The 11015-nt window shown below is 42.6% G+C and carries 10 protein-coding genes; 2 read left to right on the forward strand and 8 right to left on the reverse strand.

Annotated features, from left to right (window positions below; genetic code table 11):
• Positions 1–550: 550 nt before the first annotated feature.
• On the forward strand, positions 551–2050 hold the full coding sequence (locus Q0614_RS06340) for an RNA-directed DNA polymerase (RefSeq protein WP_297923051.1): 1500 nt from the start codon (positions 551–553) through the stop codon (positions 2048–2050).
• Positions 2051–2398: 348 nt separating this feature from the next.
• Here the strand turns inward: Q0614_RS06340 and nrfD are convergent, their stop codons facing one another.
• Genes nrfD through Q0614_RS06375 form a run of 7 tightly spaced genes read right to left on the reverse strand, consistent with a single transcriptional unit; the run spans position 2399 to position 8612 of the window.
• Positions 2399–3286, reverse strand: a complete 888-nt coding sequence (gene nrfD / locus Q0614_RS06345; RefSeq protein ID WP_297951100.1) for an NrfD/PsrC family molybdoenzyme membrane anchor subunit — start codon at positions 3284–3286, stop codon at positions 2399–2401.
• A 2-nt stretch (positions 3287–3288) separates the two neighbouring features.
• Positions 3289–3936: a molecular chaperone TorD family protein gene (locus Q0614_RS06350; protein WP_298787369.1), complete on the reverse strand. Its 648-nt coding sequence runs from the start codon at positions 3934–3936 to the stop codon at positions 3289–3291.
• Between the two features lie 10 nt (positions 3937–3946).
• The gene (locus tag Q0614_RS06355; protein WP_297882056.1) at positions 3947–4498 is read right to left on the reverse strand and encodes a 4Fe-4S dicluster domain-containing protein; all 552 of its coding nucleotides are present in this window, start codon (positions 4496–4498) and stop codon (positions 3947–3949) included.
• Position 4499: 1 nt separating this feature from the next.
• A complete protein-coding gene (locus Q0614_RS06360) occupies positions 4500–6791 on the reverse strand; it encodes a molybdopterin-dependent oxidoreductase (protein ID WP_298787371.1) in 2292 nt (763 codons plus the stop codon).
• Between the two features lie 22 nt (positions 6792–6813).
• Complete coding sequence (locus Q0614_RS06365) at positions 6814–7710, reverse strand: hypothetical protein (protein WP_298787373.1); 897 nt, start codon at positions 7708–7710, stop codon at positions 6814–6816.
• 11 nt (positions 7711–7721) lie between these two features.
• The gene (locus Q0614_RS06370; RefSeq protein WP_298787375.1) at positions 7722–8435 is read right to left on the reverse strand and encodes a disulfide bond formation protein B; all 714 of its coding nucleotides are present in this window, start codon (positions 8433–8435) and stop codon (positions 7722–7724) included.
• 9 nt (positions 8436–8444) lie between these two features.
• Positions 8445–8612 carry a hypothetical protein gene (locus tag Q0614_RS06375; RefSeq protein ID WP_169765898.1) on the reverse strand — a complete coding sequence of 56 codons (168 nt, stop codon included), beginning with the start codon at positions 8610–8612 and terminating at the stop codon, positions 8445–8447.
• Between the two features lie 312 nt (positions 8613–8924).
• Between Q0614_RS06375 and Q0614_RS06380 the strand changes: the two genes are divergently transcribed.
• A complete protein-coding gene (locus Q0614_RS06380; protein WP_298787377.1) occupies positions 8925–10076 on the forward strand; it encodes a hypothetical protein in 1152 nt (383 codons plus the stop codon).
• Between the two features lie 89 nt (positions 10077–10165).
• Here the strand turns inward: Q0614_RS06380 and Q0614_RS06385 are convergent, their stop codons facing one another.
• Positions 10166–10759 (reverse strand): effector protein, encoded by a 594-nt coding sequence (locus Q0614_RS06385; protein ID WP_298787379.1) that lies wholly within the window; start codon positions 10757–10759, stop codon positions 10166–10168.
• Between the last annotated feature and the right edge of the window lie 256 nt (positions 10760–11015).

The following is an 11015-nucleotide window of genomic DNA, read 5'->3' on the forward strand; positions in this document are numbered from 1 at the left end:
GGAAAACTTATATCAGAAACTGTTGAAACTGATAAGAGAGAATCCGCTTAAGTTTGATTGAGCCATAATTTAAAACAATACGCTTAGCCTCTCGCTCAGTGATCAAATTTTATATTTGCATATTCATCCAAAACTACCAAGCAACTTTGATATTTTCCTTTTTGTTAGATCACCTAAAGCTCTATTCGCTATAATATTACTGTAAATTTGGCCCAAAAAAAGAGAAAATAAAAGAACAAATCCCAAAACTGTTAACGGCTTCCGCACCAATGAATGCGGGCGAAACAGACCAGGCGCTAAATGCAGACAAAAAAAGAGGTCGAAAAGGAAATAAAAGCCATAAAGACGAAGGCAAGATAAGCTCGCCGAAGAAGTGCTATTGCTAGGCATCGTAAATTTGGCAAACATCACTGTAAGATCTGCTTACCAGTAGAAAAATTTGTCGGCTACAGTCTGCTTTGAAATTGAGGTTGGTCAGTGGGGTATGCGTGTATGTTTGGGAAGATTAAACATAAACAATCAGATAAAATAAGCAAGGAATAACCAATAAATGAGCAGAAAAAGTATTTTAGAACTAAATTTTACTGAGGCAAGAGAATTTTTTTTAAAACATGAAAGCTATTGCAATATAGACTTGCCAAGGTATTTTTCATTTTCTGAGTTATTAGAAAAAGTATCAAATGAATATTCTGGAAAAAATTTATTAAATGATTTCAGTCAATCAAAAAGTGCAATGGGGGAATTGGATGATGTAAACCATCTTTTATATACCAATAAAGATGGTAAACTATCATGGAGACCATTTCAGGTTATAAATCCTTTAGTCTATGTGGCATTAGTACATGAGATAACCGAACAGATAAATTGGGAGAAGCTGCAGGCAAGATTTAAGAAATTTAGTAAAAACGAAAAAATAAGATGCTTAAGCATACCTGTTCAATCCGAAAATAAACAATCCGATAAGGCTCAGCAAATTTCAAATTGGTGGGAACAAGTAGAACAGCAGTCTATTTTGCTTTCACTGGAGTATGACTTCGTTTTTGATACGGATGTGGCAGATTGTTATGGCTCAATATATACACATTCGATTGCTTGGGCAGTGGAAAGCAAAACAATTGCAAAATCACAGCAGGGAAGAAACAATAAGGGTTTACTGGGGAATATCATTGATACAAGTATTCAAAATGCACAATATAAACAGACCAATGGTATTCCGCAAGGTTCCGTGTTAATGGATTTTATTGCTGAAATTGTATTGGGATATATAGATAGAATATTGGGCGTTACTCTTCAAAGACAGGGTATTGTAGACTATAAAATCCTTCGCTATCGCGATGATTATCGGATATTTGTTAATAACTCTAATGATGGAGAAATAATTTTGAAATTACTTTCTGAAATCATGATGCCTTTTGGATTGAAATTAAATGCAAGCAAAACAAAAGGGAGTCAAGATGTTATCACTCAATCAATAAAGAAGGATAAGTTGGCTTGGTTATTTATTCCACAAAATTATCGAATCGGTTTGCAGAAGCAACTATTGCTTATTAGGCAGCATAGTGTTAATTATGCTAATTCTGGTAGTCTAAATACGGCATTAAATAAATTTGACAAGAAAATAGAAAAAATTAGAAATAAAAAAAGAAAGATACGCAATAAAGAACAGCTTATCAGTATTACAACGGATATTGCATATAATAATCCAAAGGCAATACCTGTATGTTGCGCAATCATTAGCAAATTACTTTCAGAATTAGATGATAGTAAAAATATATCTTTATTGGTTTACAAAAAATTAAGCAAAATGCCTAATTCTGGTTTTGCACAAATTTGGCTACATAGAATGTTGAAAGAAAATTTAAATGAATTTAAATTTTCCGAGAAAATATGCAAATTACAGAATAGCCATATAAATCTATGGAACTATAGTTGGGTAAAAGGTAGAAATATGTTGAATATACTGAGCAATACGCCTATTTTTCTCCAATCCGAATTTGATAAATTAGATAGCGTTATTCCAAATAATGAAATTGATCTTTTTGATTATTAGTAAGCAAATGTAAATACCACAGTTTTCAAGTAGCCCATAAGCCCAGTAGTAATACGTACTAAGCACAAGAAATCGCGGCGATTTATCAATTGACAACAGTCTTGAGATAAAAACGTTACAACGAGCACAAAGAGATTTTGTGCAACGTGTTTTGATCACACTTTTGCATGGGTCGCAACACCGTATGTTAAATTTAAGGAGCGCCTGCTAAATGTGGTTAAATTTTTGCGCCAAAATTTTTAAATTAAGAGCTCTCAATGCCGCATCGCTCATAGTCTATAAAAAATCATATAAATTTCAAAACTAAATTAGGTCGGACTTGCGCCCGACCGGTATCAGAAAGGAGGGTTAAAATATATAGACCGCGCCGAGCACGATAAACGCTCTTAGGCAAAAGCCGCCCACAAGTACGCCGTATTCGTTATAAACGCAGCTTTTTATCTCCTCGCCGCCGTGCGCGCAGACGCTGCCGTCTGCATTCACGCTGCAGCTGCGAAGCATAAATTTACTTCCGCCTAGCAGCGGTAGTGCAAGCCCCAAAATAACAAAGCCTATCCAAAACATCGGCGCAAGCGAGCCGCCGACTATCTTGGTTACGCTAGCCATACCCGCAGCCTCGCTTCTCACGCTAGCAAATAGCGCTAGCACCGCAACAATCTCAAGCGCGACTAACACGACGTGAAATTTATGCGCACAGTGGCTTAGGCCGTGCCCGGCATTTAGCGTAGCGGCGGCGTTTGCGCTAAGCCCCGTAGAGATCGCGGAGATCGTAAATAAAATCGGCAGCCATACGCTAGCCCAAAGTGGGATCGCCTTTACGACGTAAAGTAGTAGCCCGGTATACCCCATCACTCCAAGCGCCAGAATAGCTCCGAGCGTGAGCATCATATCGCAAATTTTACCGCTCTTTTTGATCTGCAAAAGCACTAAAACGCTAACCACGATGAAAAATGTAAGCAGATATGTACCTATGCTCATCATCGAAACTGGGCGCGTATAGAGCTGCAAAATTTTAAGAGGATTTATCGCGGCGCTCGGCGCCAAGTCAAATAGCAAAAGCGCGGTTCCTATTATTACCGCAACGGGTGCTAGCAGAAAGCCGAATTTATAAAACCTCTCGTTTAATGAACCCAAAAAGCCTTTGTAAGCCAAAGCCGAGCACAAAAATGCCCCGGCGCCTAGACCGCCTAAAAATAGATAGATGACTATGAGCCATCCCCAAGTCGTCTGTACCATTGTCATTCCTTTAAATTTTCAAAAACTTCAGGATCTTTTAGCGCACTTTTAAGCGCATCCATCTCGCTATTTAGATAGAGATTTAAAAAGCTCCCGAAACTCTTCCAAACGTCTAAATTTGCGTGCTCGTCGCAACGAGCGGCAAATTTGCAAAACCACTGCGACGGATGAGCGGCGATAAATTCCGCCTTTTTACGCAGAATTTCGTTAAATTTAGCCTCATCCTCCGCCTTTAGCGCGCTAAAACTTAGAAAATAAAGATATTGCAACTCGTACCCGATGAAATCGTCGGGAAATTTATCAAGCTGCGCATCCTCGAGTTTTAGCCCCGAGCTTTCATAAAAGCTTCGCACCTGCATCGTCTTTGCCCCAAACATCGTTTGATAGTCGAAATACACCGACTCGTAAGGCTCGGCTTTGGGACGCTTAGGGCCTACGAAGAGCCTATTGAATTCGTAGCGAATTTCATCGATTAAGCTTGGCTCGCTTTTGCATTTGGCAAATTCGAGGATAAATTTGTGCTCTTTAAGCTTAGGCGCAAAATCCTGCGTCAAATTTAAAAGCTCGTCCAAATTTTCACTGGTAAGAGGTACCAAAAATACCTGCCTCAAAAAGTCCTCGACGTAAAGACTCTGCTTTAAATTACGCATCTTTTTATCCTTAGTGGATAAACTCGTTGCGCTTCATACGAGGATAGAAGCGGATGTTCGGCTTCGTAAAAAAGCGCTTAAAGCCCGGCATCTCTTTCTCCATCCCCGCGCTATCGCTCACGTCGCTATCGACCAGCTTTAGCACGTCGCAAGGACAGCCCGCTACGCACGCAGGCTCCTCGCCGCGCTCGAGCTTCTCGGCGCAGAGGTTGCACTTTTGCGCTTTGCCGTCTTTGCCTTTGGTTATTGATCCATAAGGACAGGCTACGATGCAGTATCCACAGCCGATGCATTTATCGTGCAGCGGCTGAACGACGCCGTTTTCAAGCTTAATGTAAGCTCCCACGGGACAAACATCCATACACGCAGGCTCTTCACAATGGTGGCACGAATGCGAGATGAAAATTTCCTTTTCGATCTCGTCTTCATGGATGAGCATCATATCGACATGGCGCCAGTTGATGTCGGGGTCTTGGTTATGATAGACCTGACATGAAATTTCACACGCCTTACAACCTATGCAAAAGTTGTAATCAAATAAAAATCCTTGTTTTCGTTTCATTTTATGCCTCCTGTTTTGCAGCTTTTTTTACTTCACAAAAGCTTGCGGTATAGGTCGATCCGTTGCCTAAATCACTCACTCCGTCTGAGCAAAGGATGTTCGCTCCCGTGCGAGATTTGGTGACTTTGACCCAGATATTATTCCACGCATAGACGATGCCCGGCTGCATCTGATTAGTCTCAACCGCCGTAAATATCGCCGTGCCCTTTTCATTTGTGGCTTCAACCGTATCGCCCTCTTTGATACCGCGCGCCAGCATATCCTCGCGCGTCATAAATAGCTCGGCGTTGCCCTTTACGATGACGCGTTTTAGGATGTAAGGCATATTGCCCCAGTTTGAGTTATCCTGAAGCTGCGTTCCCGGCGTCATAAAATAAAGCGGATATTTTTTCAAATAATCTTTGCCGAAATTTTTATGTTTTTCGTAGTAATCCCAATCGTCGTCAAGATCGATCACCGGGTGATAGCCTGCGCCCTTGAAAGATTCGGAGTAGAGCTCGCACTTGCCGCTTTTGGTACCGAATACCAGCTTGTCCTTCGGCGCATAAGGGTAGTAAGGAAACTGATCTTTCATCGTCTCAGGCGTTCTAAACGGCTTGATCCAGCCTACGCTTTTTAGTTTTTCGTAAGTGATATTTTGCTTTTTGGCAAATTCCGTATCTAAAAACCTTCTGCAAACCGTCTCGCTATCCCAGTCAAAGCACTCCTCGGTATATCCCATCGCCTTGGCTAGAGCGTTAAAAAATTCCAAATTCGTCTTGGCTTCGCCCAGCGGTTTGACGCTTTGGGCGTTGTAGCAGACGTAGCCCGAAATTTGATCGTTTTGAATATCTTCGCTCTCCATAAAGGTAACGCCCGGCAATACGTAGTCAGCGTAATCGCAGGTGTCGGTATCGTAAGGATCGATGACTACCAAGAAAAAATCGTCGTCCATCACGCGTTTTTTGATTAAATTCGTATTGGGCGCCGTTACCATCAAATTTGAGTTATAGTTGATACAGGCGCGAATGACCGTATTTATCGGCTTACCTAGATAGGTCGGATTTTCCTTTTGGATACCTTTGCCAAATTCTATATAGCTTATTTGCTGGCGCTCTATCTTTTTGCCTTCCGCGTCTTTCGGCGAAAGATCTGGCATGCAGTTATCGAAGTTAAAGCAGCCCTTTACGTGCACGTAAGCCCAGAATAATCCGCCGCCAAGTTTTGTAAGGCAGCCCGTAAGTACCGGCAAGAAGGTAACCGCACGCACTAGCCTTGCTCCGTTAAAGTGTCTTTGGCCGCCGTCGCCGTGCATAATGGCAGGCGCTTTGGCGTGGGCGTATTCTCGCGCAAAGACTTTGATCTGATCGACGCTTGCTCCGCACATTTCAGATAGTTCGCCATAAGTGTAGAGTGAGCACTCATGTACTAGATCCTCAAAGCCGGTTGTATATTTTTCTACGAATTCATGATCATATAGATCTTCTTCTATCAAAAATTTGCAGACCGCTAGACAAAATGCCGGATCGCTCGAAGGCTTTAGCTGGATAAACATATCGGCTTGGTTTGCGAGCGGAATTCTGATCGTATTTATGACGATGATCTTACCGCCTCGCTTTTTGACGCGGTGGGCAAATCTGATCCAGTGCACCGCCGTATAGGCTTCGTTTGAGCCCCAGCTGATATACATATCGCTCTCATCGACTTCCAGCGCGTCTTTTGAAAAGTCCGTACCGATAACGCTCGGCGTGCCCGCATAGCGCGGCCAGTCGCATGGATTACGTACAAGCCTCGTAGCGCCATATTTTTCAAAGAAATTTCCAGGCGCGATAGTCTTTGAGATATGCCCTTCGTTGCCCGAATAGACAAATTCCGTCAGCGCCTCGCCGCCGTATTTTGCCTTGATCTCGGTAAGCTTTGCGGCTATCTCTTTTAGCGCTTGATCCCAGCTGATGCGCTCCCATTTACCCTCGCACTTTTTACCGACGCGCTTCATCGGATACATTATACGATCGGCGTTGTATAGGTGCATTGCGTAGGTATGACCTTTGACGCAGACCGTGCCTTGCGTTAGAGGGTGCTTCGGATCGCCCTTGATGCTAACCATCTTGCCGTCTTTGATCTCTGCAATCATCGAACAGGCGTCGCGGCAGTTTCTAGGACAGGTGAGGTAGTGATACTCTACGCCCTGTTCGTTTTTATAGGATTTCGGTTTAAAATCCACCTCAAACTGCTCCATACCAAATAGGCTTGGAGAGGCTCCCGCCGTAGCTAGAGCCGCTCCCGCGCCTTTTAAGAAAGAACGTCTTTGCATCTCTTCTCCTTAAATGTGGGCTTTATTTCATATCGTATATGAAAACTTTATTTTCTTTGCCTTCGCGCGAAAAAACATAAAATTTGCCGTCCTTCACCGCAAGCGCTCTTGCGTTTGCCGCTCCGCTAAAACTATACGCATCCTCAATTGCATGCGTTTGTAAATTTAGCTTTAAAATGGTCGAGAAATTTTTACTCAAAAGATAAACTGCATCAGGCTGAGCGTCGATGCCCGTGACATAGTATTCGCCTAGGCTCCTGCCCTCTTTTAGCTTTAAATTTGAGCCGATTTGCGGAATGAATTCCTCCAAAATCATCTTATCGTCGCCGTCAAACACCGCCACGCTCCAATAATCCCTCACGTCGTTAGGCACGGACGCAACGATAAATTTATTCGCAGCCGCGTCGTAATCCCAGCCGAGGATGTATTGCTGCTTTGCTCGAAGCGTGGAGAAGCGCCCTTTGTTGCCGAGATCGTTTAGCTTCCATTTATCCCAGCCCTCGGTCAAGTGCCTCCACTGGCTATTTTGTTCCTCTGCACTAAGCCCGTCCGCAGGCTCATAAAATACGAAAGTTTTATTAAAGCTTATCATGCCAAGCTCGTTTTTATACCACGTCGCACCTACGGTCGCTTCCATCTCCATTATAAAGTGGCGATCGTGCTTACCGTATCTAAGCGGCTTTAAATTTTCATCCGCAACGTAAAATTCGTTATTTTTCGAAACCAGCGCAAACTGCTTTTTATCTGCGTCGTAGTCTGCTCCCGTAATCGGCGCGTCGTTTTGTAAGCTTAAGCTCACTTCCGCACTCGGCGTACCGAGCTCTTTCACGCCCTCAAGCGCACCCGCTTTGCTATCGAGATTAAACTCAAATCCAAACGCCAGAGCCGCTAGCGCCGTAAAAATCATCAGCTTTTTCATCTTTTTGCTCCTTAGTTTGGCAGATCCGGAAGCTCCGGATTCCAATCGAATCTAAAATCAAGCGCGCTTTGCCAGTGATCTTTCTCCCAGAACCATTTTGCAGGATCAAGGCTCATCCTAGCCGGCGTACTAGAGCCCAGATACGGCGGCGGACCCGAGACGATGAAGGCCTGTGCGCAGTTTGCGGCGATGATGACGATGAAGATTAAATTTGCGATCTTGCCTAGAGGCAAGTAGCGCAAAAACTCGCCGTATTCGCCGCTCGCGCTCTTTTTCATTATCTCGCCCAAATTTTTGCTACATAAAAATATAACCGCCAAAAATGTGATCACGCAAAAATCTACGACGATGACCCAAAGCTGCGTGTGTGCACCTAAAATTTCAAGTCCGAAGCCCTGCTTTATGTCAAGGTAGCCGCCGAACGTACCGTCAAGGCTATAATGGATAAAGCCGTTGAACATTCCCCAGCAAGCCATTAGCAAAAGCGCCGCGACGTAGCCGGGTTTTAGACCGTATCTAAGGATAAAAAGCGCGATAAGGCTGATGGCTATCATAGTGATCCTCTCCGCCCAGCACATCACGCACGGACTATCTCCCATACCAAAGCCCAGTATCAAACAGGCTATGCCGACCGGGAGCGCCACGAGGGCAATGATGGCTAGCGACATTAGGTTAAAAAATCCTCGCTCGGCGGCGGGAATTTGATTTTGTTCTAAATTTTGCATATCGCCCTCCTAAAAGTTGCCTACCGGCACGACGACCCATAAATTTACGTAAAACTCGAGCGCGATCAATATCGCGCAGCCTGCCGCCGCACAGCCCGTAGCTAGATTTTTCCTCTGCGGCTTAAAATATAATATAAGCCCGCTGATCAAAAATAGCGTCAAAATAAGAAATTCCATTTCAAACCGTCCTTTCCTAATAAAATTTAATCCTAAGCATGCTTATTCTTAAAGAAATAATATAATTTTATTTATTAATTATAGTTTAAAAAATAGATTTTTTCGTTCATATTAAATTTTTTGTATAAAATTTTCCTACAAAAAATCTATTTTTATAAATTATTTTATTATATTTAAGTGAATATTAAAGATATAATTAAAATTTTACAAATTATTTTACTCGCTGATATTTTTTATCCTTAAGATAAAATTTAAAACAACTTAAACAAATATTGTGTAATATTTCAAAAGTATCTTGACCTAAGGCGAAATATGGAAAATATATTTTTAGAATCTTACGACGTATTTAAGGTATCGAAAAACGCGAGCAAGCTAAAAATTTACAACGACTTTTTAAGAGACAACAAAAGATACTCCGTAACGCGCTGCTATTATGTCATAGTCGTGGATAATACATTTTTGACCTACTCGCATTTGATGATTTATGAGGAGCTGCTTTATCTTCTGTATTCGCAGAACAAGCTAAAAAACGGCGATTTTTCGTTGACGCTCAAAAAATCGGAGCTCGCGAAAAAATTTAAGACCGATATCACCAAAAGCGCGACCGAGACGATAAAGCGCTTCTATGAGATGAAACAAGTCAAAATCACTATTTTCGTAAAAGACAAAGTTGAAAAACAGATGAATATTATCGAACGTATCGACGCGCCGCAAAGCGAGAAATACGGCGACATCCCCGACGAGATCAATATCTCGCTAAATTCAGAGTTCGTGCGGCTCTACCGCTGTGCGTATCTGGATAAGATCGAGTATTTAAATAGCTTTGATATTGAACAGGGCAGCTTCATCCGCTACTTTATGCAGCACGAGCTGGACGGCGGCGTCAAAAGCTCTGCGATCATCGATAAAATGGGCGTTACAACGTATCTGCCCTTCACTTATAAAAAGCGCTTCGAGCAAGAGATCGCAAGAGTGAGCTTTTACTATAAAAACGAGAAATTTTGCATAAAAGACGGCTTTGTTGTCATCGAAAACCACGAAAACAAGGCGATAGATAATCAAAACGCGTCGATTGAGCTTTTCGGCGTGATATACGAGCAGATAACGCAAAACTGCACGAAATCCGTTACGCTAAACGAGCAAAATTTAGCGAAGTATTACGCGCGCTTCGGCAGGTTTGAGACCAGCCAGACGGTATTTAAAATTCTAAGCAACATGGAGCTCATGCTAAATCAATCGATGCAGAAAGAAAACGCAAAGATCGCCTGCTTTTCGCACTTTTTCGAAAGTATCGTCTGCAAAAACGGCGAGGAATTTGAAATTTTGATCGAGCTAAATCAAAAGGGCTTTGAGTATATCGTCTCGCGTAGCGCAAATTTGGACTTTTGGAATGTCGAATCCGCAGACTATGGACTCACGCCGTATCCTGTAAATAGCTGTGCGACAAACGGCAAGCTAGGATAAATTTAAGGCGGTAAATTTTAAAATTTATCCGTAAGATGCGAGAGTACGCCCGCCGCATCTAGGACAATTCACGAGCAAATTTTAAAAATTTACTCCTGTGTCCTTAGCTCGGCGATGAGCCCGTCAAGCTCGCCGCTATTTTGCGCGCTCAAAAGTCGTTCGTTTATGAGCCGCATTTGCGCCGAAAACTCGCTATCAAGCATATCTGCGACGAAATTTTCGCTCTCGCTTTCATCCGCTACCGGATACATATCGCGCCAGATGTCGGTTATCCACCAACCGCACTTCGAGACGCAGGTAAAGTCCTTCAAAACGCCCATCTTTAGCCTCATCATCACTTCGTCGGTTTGTTTGATCTCGCTTGCGACGAAGTCTTTGTGGATGCCGTCTAGGCATGTAAAAATGCGATGCCCTAGGCTTTGGACGCTGTTTTCGGAGCAGATCCTAAACTGAAAGATGCTATCTTTAAAATTTAAATCAGACAAGCAAATTGGATGCTTTTGAGTAAAATTCGGAAACGAATCAAAGCTCCTATCGTCGATGCTAAGCGCCCAGTTAGAGCTTGGATTTTTGCGGGCGAACTCGCCGAAACTAAGCCTGATAAATTCTTTATAGCTTAGCTCTTCGGCGGTGAAAAAGTCGTAGTTGGCGCAGTTTGTAGCTTTAAAATCTTTAAATTTCATGATCCCTCCCGTAAAATTTTAGCAAAAAGTATCGAGTGCGTAATTTTACCATTTGCTTTTAAGAATTTATAAATATTTATTTTCAAATCCAAACAAATACAAAGCCAAACTATAGGAATTTTTTTGTAAAATAATAATATATTCGAAAGGCGGCGAGCTTTTCGGTATCGTAAAAAGGCGCTTGGGCGCGAAATAATATTTTGGTGTCAAGAGAGAGACTTGAACTCTCGACCTCCGGCTTATGAGACCAGCGCTC

Origin of the sequence: uncultured Campylobacter sp. (genome assembly GCF_937997595.1) — a bacterium.
Classification (GTDB): Bacteria; Campylobacterota; Campylobacteria; order Campylobacterales; family Campylobacteraceae; genus Campylobacter_B.

Excerpts from the sequence above, each read along its gene's own strand:
- Q0614_RS06340 (WP_297923051.1), top strand. The coding sequence starts at position 551 with ATGAGCAGAAAAAGTATTTTAGAACTAAATTTTACTGAGGCAAGAGAA.
- nrfD (WP_297951100.1), bottom strand. The coding sequence starts at position 3,286 with ATGGTACAGACGACTTGGGGATGGCTCATAGTCATCTATCTATTTTTA.
- Q0614_RS06350 (WP_298787369.1), bottom strand. The coding sequence starts at position 3,936 with ATGCGTAATTTAAAGCAGAGTCTTTACGTCGAGGACTTTTTGAGGCAG.
- Q0614_RS06355 (WP_297882056.1), bottom strand. The coding sequence starts at position 4,498 with ATGAAACGAAAACAAGGATTTTTATTTGATTACAACTTTTGCATAGGT.
- Q0614_RS06360 (WP_298787371.1), bottom strand. The coding sequence starts at position 6,791 with ATGCAAAGACGTTCTTTCTTAAAAGGCGCGGGAGCGGCTCTAGCTACG.
- Q0614_RS06365 (WP_298787373.1), bottom strand. The coding sequence starts at position 7,710 with ATGAAAAAGCTGATGATTTTTACGGCGCTAGCGGCTCTGGCGTTTGGA.
- Q0614_RS06370 (WP_298787375.1), bottom strand. The coding sequence starts at position 8,435 with ATGCAAAATTTAGAACAAAATCAAATTCCCGCCGCCGAGCGAGGATTT.
- Q0614_RS06375 (WP_169765898.1), bottom strand. The coding sequence starts at position 8,612 with ATGGAATTTCTTATTTTGACGCTATTTTTGATCAGCGGGCTTATATTA.
- Q0614_RS06380 (WP_298787377.1), top strand. The coding sequence starts at position 8,925 with ATGGAAAATATATTTTTAGAATCTTACGACGTATTTAAGGTATCGAAA.
- Q0614_RS06385 (WP_298787379.1), bottom strand. The coding sequence starts at position 10,759 with ATGAAATTTAAAGATTTTAAAGCTACAAACTGCGCCAACTACGACTTT.